This is a genomic window from Indibacter alkaliphilus LW1, assembly GCF_000295935.2.
GTDB classification, from domain to species: Bacteria; Bacteroidota; Bacteroidia; order Cytophagales; family Cyclobacteriaceae; genus Indibacter; species Indibacter alkaliphilus.
This window is the reverse complement of the sequence record NZ_ALWO02000052.1, coordinates 504,801-523,964: the sequence shown is the minus strand read 5'-3', so window position 1 is coordinate 523,964 and position 19,164 is coordinate 504,801. Positions and strand designations below refer to the sequence as shown.

General features: G+C 40.9%; 17 protein-coding genes. 4 read left to right on the top strand and 13 right to left on the bottom strand.

The genetic code is table 11. The features are described 5' to 3' along the window. Positions 1-178: 178 nt before the first annotated feature. From A33Q_RS20635 to A33Q_RS20605, 7 genes are all read right to left on the bottom strand, one after another. Positions 179-1,156, bottom strand: coding sequence for a YpdA family putative bacillithiol disulfide reductase (locus A33Q_RS20635; RefSeq protein ID WP_009032770.1), 978 nt, complete (start codon positions 1,154-1,156; stop codon positions 179-181). A 15-nt stretch (positions 1,157-1,171) separates the two neighbouring features. Next, positions 1,172-1,960 carry an NRDE family protein gene (locus A33Q_RS20630; RefSeq protein ID WP_040490746.1) on the bottom strand — a complete coding sequence of 263 codons (789 nt, stop codon included), beginning with the start codon at positions 1,958-1,960 and terminating at the stop codon, positions 1,172-1,174. A 50-nt stretch (positions 1,961-2,010) separates the two neighbouring features. Then, positions 2,011-3,114: an alkene reductase gene (locus tag A33Q_RS20625; protein WP_009032772.1), complete on the bottom strand. Its 1,104-nt coding sequence runs from the start codon at positions 3,112-3,114 to the stop codon at positions 2,011-2,013. A gap of 106 nt (positions 3,115-3,220) precedes the next feature. After that, positions 3,221-4,315 carry a DUF4249 domain-containing protein gene (locus A33Q_RS20620; RefSeq protein WP_009032773.1) on the bottom strand — a complete coding sequence of 365 codons (1,095 nt, stop codon included), beginning with the start codon at positions 4,313-4,315 and terminating at the stop codon, positions 3,221-3,223. 27 nt (positions 4,316-4,342) lie between these two features. Then, complete coding sequence (locus A33Q_RS20615) at positions 4,343-5,815, bottom strand: IPT/TIG domain-containing protein (protein ID WP_009032774.1); 1,473 nt, start codon at positions 5,813-5,815, stop codon at positions 4,343-4,345. 16 nt (positions 5,816-5,831) lie between these two features. Then, entirely contained in the window at positions 5,832-6,932 is a 1,101-nt protein-coding gene (locus A33Q_RS20610; RefSeq protein ID WP_016255660.1) for a DUF4249 domain-containing protein, read from the bottom strand. After that, a complete protein-coding gene (locus A33Q_RS20605) occupies positions 6,932-8,032 on the bottom strand; it encodes a DUF4249 domain-containing protein (RefSeq protein WP_009032776.1) in 1,101 nt (366 codons plus the stop codon). Before A33Q_RS20605 ends, A33Q_RS20610 begins: the two co-directional genes overlap by 1 nt. A gap of 358 nt (positions 8,033-8,390) precedes the next feature. Between A33Q_RS20605 and A33Q_RS20600 the strand changes: the two genes are divergently transcribed. Both A33Q_RS20600 and A33Q_RS20595 read left to right on the top strand, forming a co-directional pair. Beyond that, on the top strand, positions 8,391-8,765 hold the full coding sequence (locus A33Q_RS20600; protein WP_009032777.1) for a BlaI/MecI/CopY family transcriptional regulator: 375 nt from the start codon (positions 8,391-8,393) through the stop codon (positions 8,763-8,765). Continuing rightward, positions 8,765-10,717: a M56 family metallopeptidase gene (locus A33Q_RS20595; RefSeq protein ID WP_009032778.1), complete on the top strand. Its 1,953-nt coding sequence runs from the start codon at positions 8,765-8,767 to the stop codon at positions 10,715-10,717. Before A33Q_RS20600 ends, A33Q_RS20595 begins: the two co-directional genes overlap by 1 nt. Positions 10,718-10,824: 107 nt before the next feature. On the opposite strand, the gene thrC is transcribed toward A33Q_RS20595, so the two are convergent. From thrC to A33Q_RS20565, 6 genes are all read right to left on the bottom strand, one after another. Beyond that, positions 10,825-12,132 (bottom strand): threonine synthase, encoded by a 1,308-nt coding sequence (gene thrC, locus A33Q_RS20590; protein WP_009032779.1) that lies wholly within the window; start codon positions 12,130-12,132, stop codon positions 10,825-10,827. Positions 12,133-12,142: 10 nt separating this feature from the next. Continuing rightward, positions 12,143-13,081, bottom strand: a complete 939-nt coding sequence (locus A33Q_RS20585; protein WP_009032780.1) for a homoserine kinase — start codon at positions 13,079-13,081, stop codon at positions 12,143-12,145. Position 13,082: 1 nt separating this feature from the next. Next, the gene (gene thrA / locus A33Q_RS20580; RefSeq protein ID WP_009032781.1) at positions 13,083-15,536 is read right to left on the bottom strand and encodes a bifunctional aspartate kinase/homoserine dehydrogenase I; all 2,454 of its coding nucleotides are present in this window, start codon (positions 15,534-15,536) and stop codon (positions 13,083-13,085) included. 460 nt (positions 15,537-15,996) lie between these two features. Next, a complete protein-coding gene (locus tag A33Q_RS20575) occupies positions 15,997-16,446 on the bottom strand; it encodes a nuclear transport factor 2 family protein (protein WP_009032782.1) in 450 nt (149 codons plus the stop codon). Next, complete coding sequence (locus A33Q_RS20570; RefSeq protein WP_009032783.1) at positions 16,443-17,132, bottom strand: head GIN domain-containing protein; 690 nt, start codon at positions 17,130-17,132, stop codon at positions 16,443-16,445. The genes A33Q_RS20575 and A33Q_RS20570 overlap by 4 nt, the downstream gene beginning before the upstream one ends. An 18-nt stretch (positions 17,133-17,150) precedes the next feature. Then, on the bottom strand, positions 17,151-17,828 hold the full coding sequence (locus tag A33Q_RS20565) for an SDR family NAD(P)-dependent oxidoreductase (RefSeq protein ID WP_009032784.1): 678 nt from the start codon (positions 17,826-17,828) through the stop codon (positions 17,151-17,153). Between the two features lie 157 nt (positions 17,829-17,985). Between A33Q_RS20565 and A33Q_RS20560 the strand changes: the two genes are divergently transcribed. Next, the gene (locus A33Q_RS20560) at positions 17,986-18,762 is read left to right on the top strand and encodes a mechanosensitive ion channel family protein (RefSeq protein ID WP_235062822.1); all 777 of its coding nucleotides are present in this window, start codon (positions 17,986-17,988) and stop codon (positions 18,760-18,762) included. Further along, the gene (locus A33Q_RS20555) at positions 18,749-19,090 is read left to right on the top strand and encodes an MGMT family protein (RefSeq protein ID WP_009032786.1); all 342 of its coding nucleotides are present in this window, start codon (positions 18,749-18,751) and stop codon (positions 19,088-19,090) included. The genes A33Q_RS20560 and A33Q_RS20555 overlap by 14 nt, the downstream gene beginning before the upstream one ends. Positions 19,091-19,164: the final 74 nt, after the last annotated feature.

Sequence of the window (19,164 nt, the reverse complement as noted above, 5' to 3'; positions counted from 1 at the left end):
TTTTCTTGTTTGTGCAAAACTGCAACATAATTCAATAAAATGGAAATAAAACCCATACGATTGAATCCAAACCCAGACAAGGACTCCAATTCCTCATTTACACATCCACCTTCCCACAAAAAATAAATGCTTGATGAAACCTTCAACGCATTACAACCACTCTTATTCTGGTTTGATTTTAAGCTTTCTTTTCCAGGATGTGCTTCACAATCTGCTCAGCATGCACTATGGAATTCTCTATAAAAAATTCTCTGGTATTTAATCCACCACAGACTACCCCAGCCAAATAAACACCAGGCACATTGGACTCCTGATTGGTCTGATCGTAGCAGGGCTGACGCTTTTCATCCAGACTTAACTCTACACCCAACTGATCCAAAAGGGCAAAATTGGGCACATAACCAGTCATTGCCAGAACAAAGTCATTTTCAATTGTAATATCACCATCCGGGGTATTAATTACCACTTCATTTTCCCTGATTTCTTTGACCAAAGAATTGGTAAAAGCCTTGATTGAGCCTTCTTTGATACGGTTTTCTATATCAGGCTTGACCCAGTACTTAACTTTGGGATCCACACCTTCATCCTTCAATACCATGGTTACATCTGCACCCTTTCGCCAAGTTTCCAAAGCTACATCTACACCTGAGTTGGCTCCACCCACAACAAGTATTTTCTGGCCAATGTAGGGCCAGGGCTCTTTGTAATAATGAGTGACTTTTGGCAGATCTTCCCCTGGTACATTCATCAGGTTGGGAAGGTCATAAAACCCCGTAGATAAGATCACATTCTTGGTCTGATAAGTATTTTTGGAGGTTTTGATTTCAAAAATCCCATTGGACTTCTCCAAGGTTTTCACTTCTTCGTACAGGTTTACTTTAAGTTTCCATATTTTGGCCACCCTTCTATAATATTCCAGGGCCTCTGTTCGGGTGGGCTTATGAGAAACAGACATAAAAGGTATGCCTCCCATTTCAAGTTTTTCGGAGGTCGAGAAAAAAGTCATATTAAGCGGATAATTGTAAAGTGAGTTGGTGAGCACACCTTTTTCTACAATGACATAGTTCAGGCCTGCTTTTTCACATTCAATACCGCAAGCCAAACCAATGGGGCCTGCACCCACAATAAAAACATCCAAAAGATTTTGATTTTCCATGTTAAGCTAACAGGCTTAGCGGACATTCTGTTCCAGTTTGGAATTGATTTTAAAATCTACTTTGGTATCCTCGTGTGTACCTTTCACTTGGTCAAAAACCCGCTCCATCATTTCCACTTGGCCCTTTTCATCCCACAGAAGAACAGTGCTATTTACTGTGCCATAATAATTGCCCACATTGATAAATTGTGCCGAAAGCAGGATTTCCTGCTCGGGAGTAGCACCTGTATCCGGGAGCAACTCGGGAGATTCAGTTTCTTTGGAATGCTGTCCCTTCATCAGGGATTCCATTTGGAAATTCCCTTCAGCTAAATGTTCCTCCAGATTTTCCTTTGCTTTCACCAGCTTTCTCCAAGGGGTTTCCAGCACTGCATTGCTCAGTCCATAAATTCCTGGACTGAGTTGCTTTATACCACCCGATGACTTATTGGAAAGGTAATAGAGATTATTTTGATCGCCGACCAGAAGATTGAACCCCTCATATTCCTGCATCTCTGCTGCTATTTCCTTCAGGTATTCATAAGGGTTTTTATCACCTTCCAAAAAATTCTTAACCAGATCGCCTCTGGACTTTTCGTATTTTTTGGGATTTTTCAGGTCCCGATAGTTGGTAAGTGCTGCAAACCTCCCACTTGGGTGCATGCCCAGCCAGGTTCCTCCAGCGCGAAGGTCTTTGCCTGCATAAATGCCGGATTCCCATTGATGAAGGGACTGCGAAGGCCTTTCAAAAAACTCGTCTCTATTGGCTACAAGGATCAACTTGTATTTCGGATGATTATTCCAGTTAAAAGCTAGTAAACACATGTTGCAAAATAGTGAAAAGGCCGAAATATTTCGGCCTTAATCATTTAATTTCAAACTTTCTCTTCTTGATAGGTGGGGTAGTCCGTGTAGCCTTTTTCACCTTGGGTGTAAAAAGTATCCTGATCCCACTCGGCTAGTTCTGCGCCGGCTTCAAACCTCTCCACCAGATCCGGATTGGATATATATGGCTTACCAAATGCGACAGCATCTGCCAATCCTTCCAAAACATATCTATTGCCTTCTTCCTGATCAAAATTTGCATTGATAATCAGAGTCCCTTTATAGACAGGTCTATATCTTTTGGCAATTTCCGGTTCGGCAAAAGGCACTTCCGATACATCATTGAATGGCTCGGACAAATGAAGATAAGCCAGATCATACTCATTGAGCTTTTCAATGATATAATCGAATGTTGGTATGCTTTCCTCGTCCATTGTCATACCAAAAATACCATGAAGAGAGGGGTTCAACCTCAGCCCAATTCTGTTTTCGGGTATTTCCTGCTTGATGGCATCAATGATTTCAAATAATATCTTTGCCCTATTTTCTATGCTGCCCCCGTAGGCATCAGTTCTCACATTGGATGTCCTGCTAAAAAATTGATGCAACAAATAGCCATTGGACGAATGGATCTCTACCCCATCAAAACCTGCTGCCCATGCATTTTTCGCGGCATTTCTGAAATCTAAAATGGTTTGCTGTATGTCTTCCAAAGTCATTTCCTTAGGAGTGACTGTTTCCTTGAATCCCTTGGGAGTATATGACTTTGCATTTGGGTTGATAGCAGATGGCGCATGGGGCAGATCACCACCATGGAAATCCGGATGGGAAATTCTGCCTACATGCCACAGCTGTATAAAAATCTTTCCACCTTCATCGTGTACTGCCTGAGTTACTTTCTTCCAGCCTTCTACTTGGGCTTCTGAGTAGATACCCGGAGTATTGATATAGCCTACGGCTTTTTTCGAAATCTGTGAACCTTCGGTGATGATCAAGCCTGCTGAGGCACGCTGACGATAATATTCCGCATGGATTGCTGTAGGTGCATTTTCGGGGTTATCAGCGCGGCTCCGTGTCATAGGCGCCATCACTACTCTGTTGTTCAATAAAAGATCCCCAAGATTCAGGGATTGTAACAAGGGTTGTTTACTCATAATAGTTGGTCTATTTAAAATTATATGTATGGACAACTAATGAAAAAAGAGGATGGTTCAAAGAAACTATTTTAATACCTAATAGTATCAGTATTCCTTGAATAAATTAAAAACCATCCCAGTCTTCCGGTGCTTCTGTAGGTAAAAAAGGCATTGGAAAGCCCGAGGCTTGTTGTAAGTAATCCCTACAATCATCAGGCACTGTTGTTTGAGGGCGGAGAAAAAACTCTAGGTTATCCCTTCTGATATAAACCCTTAACAATTGGATATCAGTAGCGAAAAAATACCCCAAAACCTGCTCTTCCGGCCTATTGAGATTGATGACATTTCCTCTAATATTAGCAGGAGGGGGATCAAATACTGAGCCTGTCAATCGAAGTTGCTGATCTGATAGTTTAAGAAACCTGTGAGCCTCAGCACTGACAGACATGTGCTGTATATCTAGTCTGTATGTTTCTTTAAAGCGAAGCCCATTATCCCTAACATAAGCTATAACCCTGCTTTGGTAATTTCCATTGAACTCCAAATCATCAATGGTATTGATATTGGCAGGACGAGGGGTGTCTTTATGAAAACACCTTGAGCAACAATCCTTTGGTACAGGACATCTGGGGCATGTAGGATGGGTTGGTGGTAGGGTATAAAGTTCTGGTTCAGTAATTAACACAAAATCTGATTCAAGCATTTTCCAATAATAAAAATTCTGTTGGTCTGCTGGGTCTTGAAAATGCCCTAATACCTGAACTCCGATTTCATCATTCATCGGGTCGGTAGACGCCGTCCTCACTGCTCTGTAGGTGACTGAATCCATCTTTGGGACCGGGTTCACCAATTCAGGTAAGGAAACCAAGCGCTCTCCGTTTGGCAATTCGATATCTAAATTGTAGGATCGGCCCACTTTGGTAGAAAATTCTGAAGAGCTCAGATAAGTACCTGACACCCCACTCTCCAAAAACCTCTCAATATTACCTAAGTCGTCTTTTACCAAAATCACAGCTCCTCTGACCGGTAGATTTCTACCGACATTGTCCAGACCATAAATTCCTGCTCTGGATAAGCGAATTTGCTGAACATGCGGTTCACTGGTCAGGAAGGCTTCAATATTCAACAAGCCTTCAGGCTCCAAACTGGAAACCCCAAATGGATCAATGCAACTTACAAAGACAATCAAAAATGCTATTCCTGCTTTACTGGCTTTCATCCTGAATGAATCAAAAAAGATTTATGATTAAAAAGCCTCCGGATCAAACTCCCAAAACTCTGTTCTGGGATTAACTAGGTAAGACCTTAGGAAATACAATATACCATCCTTGCTGTAAGCTCCAGTAATCCTTCCCCTGGCATCACCTGTAAAGTTTTGTTTTCTCCCCCAATCCAAAATCTCCATATCCAGCTCCCAAATTTCCCGGGCATTGTTATATAAGCCAATGAATACTTTATCACCCATCACCAAGGCAAAACCGCCGGAATCAGTCGTATTCTCTATCATAGGCGAAGGATACCTGGATACAGTTTGCGATTGTGCTGTAAAGGGATTGTATTGAATGAGGTTGTTGTCTCGATCAATCCAATAAAGATGGTCATTATATACAAAATGAACCATTCCCTTATCTACATTAGAAGGTAGATTGGGTCGAATTTCCCAGGCATTCGAAGCGGGGTCGTAGCGGTATACTTGTGAGCCCACTCCTATAGTCCCTCCTGCGATGTAAAATTGGCCCTGAATTTCGTAGCCAAAGCCATCTGAGATATTGATAGGTGCCGGTGGCAGTTCTTTGTATTCCAACCCATCAAAATGCCAATAATTATCACTGGGGATTTGAGGCCCAAAAATATTGGTCTGAAAAAATCCTCCTCCAAAATACCCTGTATGGGAGTCTGATGCAGCCCTTTGCATTCTTGCCTCAAAGCCGGTTTTTACCCATTCTCCCTGTGCAAAGTTATATTCCCATATAAAATCCGTGGATTGGTTGCCACTATCTCTTCCCATTCCTGCAAAAAACCTTTCTCCTTGCTGGAAATAAATATTTTCCACAATTGACAGCCCCTCTAAAGCATTTGCATCCAATAGGTTGAATTTTCCCACTGCATACCTGAAGGGAGTTTCCACTTCCAATTCAATCCCTCTCGTAACTACTCTGATTTGCTCAGAAATACTCGAAGCGATGGGAGGCACAGTCACACGTACCTGAAACCCGAATATCACCTCTCTTACCTCCGCCTCTCTGTCACCAAAAAACACCCTAGTATCATCCGCCAGATTGATTCCTGTAATGATAACTTCACCCCCACCAAACTGAACAAGAGGTTCATACCTTAATATGGACGGGTTTAAAGTTTCAAAGCTCAAGGTATTAGCAAAAATCATTTCTCCTGCTCTGACCACAAAAGCTTTAACAAAATAATTTTTTCCTAATTGCAGCCCACTCACTTCACCGACAAATCTCCCAGGTCTTTCAGTTGCACCAAGAGAAATGATGATGGGATCTAAAAAGCTCTCCTCTTCTGCAAAATAAAACCCATGATCCTCTACCGGAATATTTTCAAAAGCAATAATTCTACCCAGGACAACAGCGCGCTCTCCACTGACATTGACTATTTCTTCTGTCAAAAGATTCAGCGTACCTACTTCTTCGATTTCACAGGAAAAAGTAAACAAAAGCAATTTCAGAAAAAGAATTTTTGTAAAACGTCCTTTCATAAGCAACAATTTAAGGTTATCTGTTGGGATTCCAATCTGCCGGAGGAATCTGAGGATCATTTGGCCTGACAATTCCTATTCCCACCACATAGGCCCTGCAGTCAGTCGGGAATAAGGTTTGAGGCCTAAAAACAAACTCAAGTCTTTCTGGATGAATGTAGGTTTCCAATGGAATCTCATCAGAAGCAAAGAAATATCCCAATGGTGTATCCTCCGGATCATCCAAATTGATCAGATTCCCTCTGATATTGGCTGGGGGCGGATCAAATACACTACCTGTAAGTCCCACTTGTTGTCCTATCAATGTTAAATGCCTGTAAGCATTTTGGGAAACAGAAAGGTGCTGAATTTTTGCTTTGTAAATTCCTTTGAATCTTAATCCATTGTCCCGGATATAGGCGATTGGTATATTTTGGTAAAGGCCATTGAAATCCGAATCTTCCGCTGTATTGACATTTGGTGGACTCGGTCTTTCGCTGAAATAGCATATTCTGCAGCACTCCAGAGGGTTTGGACAGCGGGGACATGTTGGGTGAAAAGGGCTGTTCAAATTCAATTCCGGTTCCGCTACCAATTGAAAATCAGACGGAAGCATATTCCAGAAATAATAATTTTGCTGATCTGGAGGATCTTGAAAATGGGCAAATATCCTCACCCCAACTTCATCTATAAATGAATTTTCAGAAGCCGTCCTAACCGCTCTGTAGCTCAATGAATCCACCAAAGGAGCAGGAGCTACTGTTTCAGGCCTTGAAATAAAGCGACGGCCATCATTAAGGATTATTTCAAGATTGTAGGTTTTGCCTACTTTAGCTGCAAAATTTTCTTGTGTCAAGTAGACCCCTGCGGTGGATTCGGTCAAAACCTCCACATTCCCTAGGTTGTCCTTAATGAGAACCTTGGCTAAGGTCTCAGGTCGATTGAGCCCATTAAAATCAGGAGAAAACCTATCCGCTCGGGATAGACGGATGCGATGCACTTTTGGAATGGTTGTGATATACCCTTCTAATGCAAGGATAGGCTCAGGCCTTTCATTTTCGAAAGGAAAAACATCTATACAGGCATAAATCAAGAACAAAGAAAACAAGATCAATATGTAGGACGAAAGCTTTTTCATCAGTTCCTTGGTGGATTCCAATCGGAAGGCGGTGTGGTAGGAACCAAAGGAGCCACATAGCCTGTCCTAGGATCTTGATAAAGAAAATGAATGCAGCATCGGGGAACAATTGTTTGGGGTCTTCTAAAAAACTCCAATTTGCTTTTTTGAATGTAAACTTGAACTTGTTCCATATCCACTGCAAAAAACTGCCCCAAAACCAACTCATCTGGATCATCCAAACTGATCATGTTACCTCTAATATTCGCTGGTGGAGGGTCAAAAACAGAGCCTGTCAACCTAAGTTGTTGATCTATTAATTGAAGATAACGCTGTGTTTCCTGGGTCACGGACATGTGCTGCAACTCTAATCTATAAGTATCTTTGAACCGTAACCCGTTATCCTCAACAAATGCTATAACCCTGCTTTGGTACAAACCATCAAATTCAGTGTCATCTACAGTAAAAATGTTTCCTGGTTTAGGAAGGTCTTTGTGGTAACAAATTTTTTCACAACATGGAGGACAGGGGGGAAGTCCAGCGGGACCACCACCAATATTTTCTAAATCCGGTTCTGCTATTAACACAAAATCTGATTCCATAGTCCTCCAAAAATAATAATTATCTTGTCCTTTGGGATCTTGAAAATGCCCCAATACCTGAACACCATAATCATCATTTAGCAGGTCAGTACTAGGTATTCTTACAGCCCTATAAGTTACTGAATCAAGCTTTGGTACTTCCCTTACCAACTCGGCTTTTGAAATGTAGCGTTTTTTATTTTGTGTAATAATTTCCAGATTATAGCTTCTACCTATCTCTGCGGCAAATATTTCTTCTGTAAGGTATAGGCCTCTCTGCTCCTGCTCCACCAATCGTGTCACCCTTCCCAAGTCATCTTTGATGAGAACTGTAGCCAAACCTTCAGGCCTATTGACTCCTATGTAGTCAGGGCCGAAGACTTCTGCCCTTCTCAATCTTATTTCTTGATGGCCAGGAATGGTTGTAATATATCCTTCAACAGCAAGTGCCTGCTCACCTAATTCTGCATTGAAGCCATAAGGGTCAATGCAAGTGCTCAAAAGCACAAGCAATACAAACGGAAAAAAAAATCTTTTCATCTAAACTAAGTCACTTCCGAAAAGCAATATAATTTTTTTACACACAAACTACCTCATCAAATCAAATAAATCACTGATTACCATACAATGTCCTTTGGATAAGACTACAAGTTGAATTTAAACTTTTCCAAAGTTGGATTAAAAGTAAAACAAACATTGTTTACAAATCTGAACTTTGGAAAAGTTAAACTAAACGACATTGGATTACCATATATCATTAGCTTTTCAATGTAAGAAAAAATGGTTTGAAGGATCTCAAAATGTTAAAAATTGCAACATATACGAAAAAAATCGTACAAATATTTGGTTTGAAATCAAGCTTTTATAATTTTGTACGAAATGAATCGTACTAAAACATATGAACACTAAGCCTACTGAATCCGAACTGGAAATTTTGTCCCTCCTCTGGCAGCTAAAAAAAGCCACAGTCAGGGAGATCCACGAAAAGCTTGCAGAATCAAAAGACACAGGCTACACCACCACCCTCAAGCTCATGCAGATCATGCATGCTAAGGGGCTGGTTTCACGGGATGATGCCAGCAGAACACATATTTATTTTCCATCAGTAGATGAAAAGGCAACGCAAATGGGCTTAGTCAACAATTTCATGCATGCTGCATTCGGTGGCTCTGCCAAAAACCTGGTCATGCAGGCTTTGGGTCAGGGCAACCCTTCCAAGGAAGAAATAGAAGAAATCCGTGCTTTTCTGGATCAACTTGAAAATGAAAAATAATGGAATGGCTTAACCAACTACTTTCTGAAAAGTACCTTTTTGCTTTGGGCTGGGTACTGATTCATGCACTATGGCAGATCGCTGGCATTGGCATATTGCTTTGGGCTTTACTCAAAATCCAACACAGCAAAACTGCTGCCTACAAATACAAGCTCAGCATGTTTGCCCTTTTGATGATCCCCCTTCTAGCCATGCTCACATTCTCTTATGAGCTAGCTTATCAGCAGGATGCTTTTATAGCATCGGGTTCAACAGAAGTAGAGCAGAGTCAATTGATGTTTTTGTTGCAATCAGATGAACAAAGTCCGCTGTCTGCAGATTGGAAGACTAAACTTCAACCCTATATTCCTCAATTGGTCAATTTATGGTTTGTAGGTGCCATACTATTTTTGATTAGATTGGCAGCAGGTCTATCTGACATCAACCAACTAAGAAGAAAAAACCATACAGCACTATCAGATGAGTTTCAGAATTTTCTAACTGAGAAAGCCATACAGCTAGACATCAAAAGACCTGTAAGCTTGCTTCACTCCATTCATGTGGATATGCCAATCACTTTCGGAACCTGGAAACCAATCATCCTCATTCCCACAAGCTTGCTTTTGCAAATCAGTCCTGCACAGCTCGAAGCCATTATCAGCCATGAATTGGCCCATATCAAAAGGCATGACTACATCTTCAATATGATCCAACGTTACCTTGAGGTCCTCTACTTCTTTCATCCCGTATTTTGGTGGATCAATAATGAAATCAGAAAATTCCGTGAAATGGCCTGTGACGAAATGGCTCTTCATCATGGAACCGAGCCCAAAGCTTTGGCTTATGGATTGGCCAATGTGCTCAATCATGCTAAAAATAGCAGTCCGGAATTGGCTTTGGCGGCTGCCAGAAAAGACCACCCTACACTCATGAGAATCAAAAGAATCATGGGCATTCAATCGGAATATTCACAACCAACTATATTAACCAGCATCACCATGATTCTAACACTATTGATCGGCGCCACCTTGATGGTCAGTGCAGAAAAAGAAACACCTGCCCAACCAGAGGAGATACAACCACAAATCAGCCTTTCTGACACTACAAAAAATGAAAAAACCATCATTACGGATGAAGGCATAATCTTTCGGTTAGATAAAAATACTAACCTTACCATCATAGATACGACCAGGATAAAGGGCAGTAAAAAACTCTATTTGGATTCACTATTCGCAGAAAAGCACCAATTGACCCCTGAAGAACTGGAAAGAATTCAAAAAAGCTTCAAATCTGAAGGAGACTGGTTCATTCCTTTCAAGGATCTAGATTTTGAAGCGGAATTTTTTAGCAATATGCCAAGATTGAAACTGGAAGACCTTCCAAAACTTGAGTTGGGAGAGATGCCTCATTTTGACTTTGATGAAGAGGCATTTGAAAAAATGCTTCCAGGTCCTGATTTTTATGACAAAATGCCCAGAATAGTAATCCCAAGAGATTCTGCAATGAGGTTTTACCGCATGCCTACTTGGCCATTTGAAGGAGATACTACGAAGATGGATAGGGAACAATTGGAGCAATTCAAAAAGGAAGTTCGTGAAAAAACAGCCGCGCTTCGCCTAGCTATTCAAGCCCAAAATGAAGAGCGCAAAGCCAAAATTGAAGAATGGAAAAGTGAGCATCAGGAAGAGTTGGCTGAATGGAGAGAGAAACAGCAAGAGTGGCGGGAAAAGCAGCAAGAATGGCGTGAACAAAACCTCGCTCAAGTAAGAGTGTGGAAAGATCAAAACCAGCCTATGTTGGAGAAGTACAAAATCGAAATTAAAAAATGGGAAGAAGAAAATGGTCCACAATTGGAAGCTTATAAAAAAGAAATGGAAGCGTGGAGAAAGAATTATGAAACCGAAATGCTGGAACTCAAAAAACAACTCAAGGAAATGCAAATGAAGCTCAAAGAGCAATCAGAGAATCAGTAAAACCATATTGATTTTTAAAACAAAAACGGCCCGATTCTCTGAACAGGCCGTTTTTGCTGGTTTTAGACCTGTCAGATTTTGAAAATCTGAAAGGTCTAATCTTATTGTTATGATAATTTCTTTAACAAGTACTCCTTAAACTGACCATAATCATTGCCTAGGGAATCAGCATTTTTCTCCCCTTTCATAAACTCCTTCAACCTCTCTGGCAATTCCAAGTCAATTCCCAAAATCTGATCTACGGTGGACTTAAATTTGCCGGGATGGGCTGTCTCCAAAAATACTCCTACATATTCGCCAGGAAACATCCTCATCAGATTTCTAAGGCCCAAATAGCCTACTGCACCATGAGGATCCATGATATAGGTTGTTTGGTCTTTTATACTCCGCATTACCCTTGCCGTATCGGCATCATCAAAATAAAATCCCTTGACCTTTTGCCTAAATACAGCTTCGTCATTTCCGTACAATGCCAGCAACCTGTAAAAATTACTTGGATTGCCTACATCCATAGAATTGCTGATCGTAGAAACAGAAGCCTTGGCCTGAAATGCATTCCCATGAAGAAAATCCGGGACTACTTTATTGACATTGGTACTCGCCACAAAAATATCTATAGGCAAACCCATCCTCTCCGCTAAAATACCGGCGCCCAAATTACCGAAATTTCCACTTGGAACGGAAAAAGCCAGTTTTTTATCACTTTTCGGAAGTCTGGAATAGGCATAAAAATAATACAGACACTGCGGAATCCATCTGGCTATATTGATGGAGTTGGCAGAAGTGAGCAGCATTTTATCATTAAGTTCTTCATCTAAAAAAGCCTGTTTTACCAAACTTTGGCAATCGTCAAAGACACCATCCACCTCAAGGCAACTGATGTTTTCACCCAAAGTTGTAAACTGCTTCTCCTGCAATTCTGACACTTTCCCCTTTGGATACAAAATCACAACCTCCACACCTGGCACTTTATAAAAGCCATTGGCAACCGCAGAACCTGTATCACCTGAAGTAGCTACCAATACCCTCACCTTTCTTTTTTCCCCTTCCATCAACATAGACATCAGCTTGGAACAAAACCTGGCTCCAAAATCCTTAAATGCCAAAGTAGGTCCATGAAATAGCTCAAGGCTATAGATATTCTTCTCTAATTCGACCAAAGGTGCATCAAAAGTTAGGGTATGATCTACCAATTGATTGATCTGCTGAGATGTCAATGTCTTTCCAAAAAGTGCACCGATGACTTGATAGCCAATTTCCCGAAAAGACAGACTAGGAAGTTCTTCGAAAAACTCATGAGGCAGTTTTGGTATTTCTACCGGCATGTAGAGACCTTGGTCGGAGGCCAGTCCTTTGATTACTGCCTCTTTGAGGTTTACGATGTGTTCAGGATTGTTGGTACTGTAAAAATTCATAATTGCTTAATTAAATTTTTTCCTCTTTCAGATATGCTCCATTGTTGTTGATTTCGGAAATGTATACATCAAGTCCAAGCCCGATTTTACCAAAAACATCTTCAGAAACTTTACCGGCCATAATTGCAATTTCTTTATCAGGAGACAAAACAAATATGGTGGGGCCGGAGCCTGAAATACCGGAACCCAGAGCTCCAATGGCTTTAATGTTTTCCCTTAATTCATAAAACCCTGGGATCAACAAGGCACGGGAAGGTTCAGCAACAACATCCCTCAAAGAACGGCTGATTAATTGGAAATCACTGAGAAAGAGCCCCGAAATCAACCCAGCAATATTCCCTGACTGAATTGTAGAGTCCTTAAGAGAAATCTGTTTCCTAAGCACGGACCTTGAATCAGATGTGTTGAGCTCTAGGTGAGGGTGCAACAAGGTACAATGCAATCCTGCCGGAACAGGCAGCTTGACCAAATCCAGTGGTTGGTAATCCCTGATCAAAACAAAGCCGCCCAAAATCGAAGGAGCTACATTATCTGCATGTGCAGCACCACAGGCTACCCGTTCTGCCTCCATCGCAAAAGGAACCAGTTCTTTTTTTGTAAAAGGCTCATTCAACAAAGCGTTGGCGGCAACCAATGCAGCTGCTGCACTTGCTGCCGAGGAGCCCATGCCAGAACCTAGCGGTAAGCCTTTTTCCAAGATAATTTCCATTCCTTGGGCTATCCCAAGTTGATCCAACATGGCCTGAATAGCAACCGAGCAGGTGTTCCTTTCTGCTTCATAGGGTAGCTTGCCCCCATCACCGCTTATTGCAGTAACTTTCAATCCAGGGCTATCGGATCGCATAACAGTCACTTGATCTCCCAATTCGTCAATGGCAAAACCAAGGATATCAAATCCACAGGATACATTGGCCACAGTAGCCGGTGCAAAAGCAGTAACCTTTTTCATGTTATCTGGAGAAATTACCCAAACGAATCACATCAGCAAATACTCCAGCTGCTGTAACGTCAGCACCTGCACCTGGCCCCCTGATAATCATAGGAAAATCATGATACCGCTCTGTAGTAAATAGGATCATGTTATCGCTTCCTTTTAAAGTATAAAAAGGATGACTTGAGTCCAGGGAATTAAGTCCTACTTTAGCTTTCCCATTTTCCAAAGTTGCCATAAACCGCAGTTTTTCACCTTTTTGCTTGGCTTCTTCCAGTAGCTTTTCAAATTCTTTGTCATGAGTTTTCAGCTTATCAAAGAACTCCTGCACGTCCTTGATATCCACGCAGTCTTCAGGCACCATACTCTGAATACTGATATCTTCAAAATGAAGCTCCTGCTCTGCTTCTCTTCCCAGTATCAGAATTTTCCTTCCTACATCCATGCCGCTCAAGTCGTCCCTTGGATCGGGTTCAGTATAGCCTTTTTCTTTGGCTTGCTTGACTACCTCAGAGAAAGGAAGTCCATTTTCAAATTCAGAAAAAATATAATTCATAGAGCCGCTTAAGACGGCCTCAATCCGAATCACTTTATCCCCGCTCAACATCAAGTCTTGCAAGGTACTGATGACCGGAAGACCTGCAGCCACATTGGTTTCATAGAGAAATTTAACTCCACGCTTATAGGCCAACCTTTTTAACTCTCTGTATTTTTCCAAGGATCCCGAATTTGCCTTTTTGTTAGGCGTCACTATGGCAATCTTTGCCTCTAATACCCTTTCATAGATCTCCGCCACGTCCTGACTTGCTGTACAGTCCACAAAGACTGTATTGGAAAAATTCATTTCATCCATTTGGGAGATAAACTTATCAAGGTTCATTTTTTGTGCATCAGAAGCATCTTCGGGAGCAGGGCAATTACTCAAATCAAACCCATCTTCATGAAATGCCATATAGCGGGAGTTGGCAATCCCGTGGATTTGAATATCCAAATCATTGTCCCTTTGCAGTTTTTCGCTCTGAATGGCAATCATTTTGATCAGGGCTTTTCCGATAAGGCCTACTCCTACCAAAAATAGATGTAGCACTTTATTGTCAGAGAGGAAGAAAGCTTCGTGAAGTGCATTCAATGCTTTTTGTAAATCTGCCTTGGAGACCACAGCTGAAATATTCAACTCAGAGCTTCCCTGCGCAATGGCAAAAACATTGACATTATTTTGTCCCAATGCCTGAAACATCCTGCCGCTTGCTCCGGGGTTTCGCTTCATATTTTCTCCTACTGCGGCCACTACAGCCATATCTTTCATCACTTGGACAAGGTCCATTTCTCCATTTTTGATTTCATAGAGAAATTCCTTTTCTATTGCTTCTTTGGCAAGGAAGGCTTCAGTAGACCTTACTGCGACACAAATGCTATGTTCTGAAGAAGCTTGGCTGATTAGAATTACATTGACAGAAGCCTCAGCCAAAGACCCAAACACTCTCCTGCTCACTCCTACCACTTCGATCAGCCCTGCCCCCTGAATATTCAATAGTGAAATATCAGAAATAGAAGATATCCCCTTGATGAGTTTACCATTGGGAGGATCATTATTGATCAAAGTCCCAACGTCCTCCGGCTCAAAGGTATTCTTAATATAAACAGGAATACCTTTTTTCATTGCCGGCTGCATGGTGGCAGGAAAGATTACTTTTGCGCCAAAATGAGACAGCTCCATGGCCTCTGAATAGCTGAGCTGGGGAATGGTAAAAGCTGAATAAACCAACCTTGGATCAGAAGTCATTACCCCCGAAACGTCAGTCCAGATCTCAAGCGCGTCGGCATTCAGGGCTGATGCAAAAATAGCTGCTGTATAATCTGACCCGCTCCTTCCCAGTGTGGTGGTCTCTCCCTTTTCTGTAGAAGCAATAAAACCTGTGATCACTTTTAGACCTGGGTTTTGATGGAAAAAATCCTGAATCAGGTCATTACTTATTGAAAAATCAACTTTTGCATTCCCAAAGCGGTCATTGGTTCTGATTACCTTTCTGGCATCCAGGTAGACCGCTGGAAAACCTTCCAGTTTCAACAATTCTGTCAAAATATAAGCCGAAAGCCTTTCTCCAAAGCTCCCGACATAATCCAAAGTCCTTGGCGAACATTCCTTGATCAAAAAGATTCCATGGAAGAGATCTTCAAGTTCATTGAACCTGAGCTTGATATATGTCAAAACTGGAGATTGCAGCTGAACAGGCATCATGGTTTTAACGATTTCAAAATGCCTTTCTTCCTGGAATTTGATATCATCCAAATAGGTTTTATCTCCCGTTTTTGCCTTTTGGGCAGATTGCAACAACACTTCTGTGACTCCTCCAAAAGCAGAAAAAACAACTGCAAAATCACCCTGACTGTTTTTTTGATGCAGTATTTCAAAAACCTTCTTGATATTTGTCTGATTGGCTACAGATGAGCCTCCGAACTTGATTATTTTCATAGTTGAATGTTGAGGATTTAAAGTATGGTTCAATGATTTTTAAAGTCCATAACAATGGACCTTTGATGACCGGGCTATATGGATTTTAAATACGGGATTACCCCGTAATGGTAGTTGCTGTGGTAAAAAAGAAAAACAATAGCACACACATAGAAGTCCCGCGCCAAACAACTGATTGAGCCATGGATTTGAGGTGTCTATGTGATTTAAAAGAATTCATCATTTGAAAATTGACTTGACAATCTTAATCACAAAATATCATAATCCAAAAGGGATTTGCTGTTTTTTTAAAATACTCGGAGTTTTATTGATACTTTAACAACAAATAGAGCCATAGATTATATAGAAAGTAAGGTTTATGCCAATATTTTATTCTGGATGGAACTACTGAGTTATTGAAATTTATTCCTCAGGGATAAAAAAAGCCGGTCGAAATGGACCGACTTTTTATTTCAAATGGCTAACAGCCAGTTTTTCTCCTTGTATCTATTATATAAGTGATTTTCCATTGACCTCCAGTTTTGATCAACTGAAAAGAATTTACACCGCAATGGCTAAATCCATCATTGACATAAAATTCATAGGGTGTCCATGCGGAAGCCATATCCCCATCTACCTTAATTTGAAAATCCAGAATTCTCTCGTCCAATATAGTGGTATCGGGAGTCGTAGCAATTCTGTTCACAAAATCAGCAACTGAATTACCTCCCAAAATAGAACCTTCTTCCCCTGTAGCCACTGTATGCATGATAGCCTCTGGGTGAAATGCATCTTGAATTAGACCTGGGTCTTTTGTTTTCATGCCTTCAAATAATGATGCAATCAAATTCTGAACTTTTTGCTCCTCTTGGGCTGAGGCAGATACTGCAAACAAAAAGAATAACGCCGAAAATAGAATTACTTTTATCATCTCTTTTGAACACTTCCTCCTGTACTTGTTTTCACTTCCATAGAGCTCGGCCTTCCTCCATAATAAATCTTAGCTGCCGTAGCAGCTGAACCTACAATACTTCCACCGGTATTGAAATGTACAGTTGCTGCTGTATTGGCTACTACGTCTACATCATTTGCGTCTAGTTTTTTGCCGTCTATCTCAGCATTGGTGTAAGCCTTGATATTCAACTCATCCACTTCTCCTTCCACGACTATTCGGGAATTGGTCGCAGCTTCTAAATGCAAAACATCAGAAATCACATCAGCTTCTATATAACCATTGGTAGCTGCAAAAAGGTAAGCCTCGGCAGCTTCAATCTGGTTTTTGGCCACTACACTTGCACTTGTGGTCGCCTCTATCCCTTGAATATCCTTATAGGTAATAACTACATTGACGGAGTGATTTCTGAAATTCCCTCTACCTAATTTTACCTCAAGTGTTCTATCCGAAACTTCAGTCACAATCTTGTCCAGTTCTATCCCTGTGACATTGATTTCTATTTTGTTTTCATCTCCCTGTACCAATTCTGCTTTTATGGAAGTGCTTACCTTCACTGCATTGAAGTTGTTCAATCGCCTTGTTTCAGAGTTGGTTTGAGCCTCAAGCGTGCCTAAGCTCAATAAAAAAATCAGGACAGTAAGTAGTTTGCTATATTTTTTCATATGAATGATTTATTTGGTTTATACGCCTCCATAGAGCTTGAAGGTCATATTACGAAGTGCCGGATTATTTACGGCATAGTGCATAGCCTCTGCAATTTCTGAGGGGGCCACCCAGTCGGCAAAATTAGCATCAGGCATTGCTTCTCGGTTTTCAGGAGTGTCAATAATACTTGGCACAAACACATGCGACCTGACATGGCTGTCTTTTGCCTCCTCTGCTACGTAATCTGCAAGCTCAATCACCATTCTTTTACTCAAAGCATATGCCACAACTCCTTGCCCATCAGAAGGCTGCAATGCAGGCCTTGCTCCGACAAATAAAAAACAACCCGAATTTGCCTTTTTAAGCATTGGAAGAAAGCTTTTGACCATATTATATGCCGAATAAAAATTAAGATTTATCATTTTATGGATTTGATCCAAGCTGGTTTCCTCAATGGTCCCCATGGCAAAACCGCCCACCAATAGTCCGATAGCGTCCACTTCTCCATATTGTAACTGATACTCTTTGGCAAATTCCACTACGGATTTTTCATCAGTCACATCGACTTCATACACCGCTTCAACCCCCTCTACCTCCTCCTCGGAGTCCGGCAAAATCGTTGCAATCACTCTATATCCTTCCCTTTTGAATTTTTCAACCACTGCTTGGCCTAAATTTCCGGCCGCACCTGTTACAATTATATTTCTTTCCATATTTACATTTATTTAATTTTATATTTAATTCCTGTTTGAATCTAGTACACCCGTCATGCCCCAAGCTAAATCTGTATTACGTATATCCGAAAACCGCAAATTGCGGCTTTTTATTGTTAAGCTATTTCTATTCGGTATATTATTTTACCTCCATAAGGTGTCCGTACCTTTTAGTCTTTGGGCTGAAAACATCTCGGGTCTTCCCAGTATTTTGGGTGCTTTGTTATTTCTCCTAGGAGGCAACATTCTGATTTCCCTAGCCCGAATGCTGACTGCCCGCATATACATGCGTAAGCAAAAAGACGAAGATTTTCAGATTAATTTCCTTCTCGGCATTACATGGATTTCCAATATACTAAATTCAATTGTATTCCTCAGCGCACTGATAATGGCATTTGGAATCCGCCCTTTTGAATTTCTGACCAGCTTAACCATCGTTGCGGCTGCCATTGCAATCATATCAAAAGAATATATCACCAATACCATCAATGGACTGATTATCATGTTTACAGATCAGTTTTCATTAGGCGATACGATCAAAATCAATGAACAAAAAGGCATCATCAAAGATATAACATTACTCAACACCGTTCTAAAAAGAGATGACGGATTGACTATGATGATTCCCAATAACCTGATGCTTAGCACACATGTGATCAATTATAGATTTACAGACCGAAAAGATGTAGAGTTTATATTTGAAGTACCTGTGGAAACCAAAATGAGCCTCAAAGAAATAAGAGAAAAAATTGAACCAAAATTAGCCAAAAGACTGGAATCCAAAGAAATCTCTAAATTCATTGTTGGGCTCAGTGGCATCTATAAAGAAAAAATAGCCATTAAAATTATCGTGGGAATAGCCCCAGAAAAAGAACCTGAAATCCGGGAGGAATTTGATGAAATCTTATTGGAATTGATGTATGAAAAACAGTAAAACAAATCATTTTGACCTGGTTTACCAGGTTGTAAGACTGATACCTCGGGGAAAAGTAACCTCATATGGGGCCATTGCAAATTACCTCGGATTAAAAAGTGGGGCAAGGATGGTCGGTTATGCCATGAATGCTTCCCATACTGTCCCGGATATTCCCGCACATAGAGTAGTAAACCGAAACGGTGTCCTAACAGGAAAACATCACTTTGGCCACCCAGAAGAAATGCAACAACTGTTGGAAGCCGAGGGATTGAAGATCATACAAGATCAGATCCAAGATTTCAAAACATATTTTTGGGATCCAAATGAGCTGGAAGCACGACTTTAAATACCATTTTTAAGTTATTTTTTTACAAAATCAATCTTTTTTGACTTTTTTTATGCGAGTTTGGGTAAATGTGT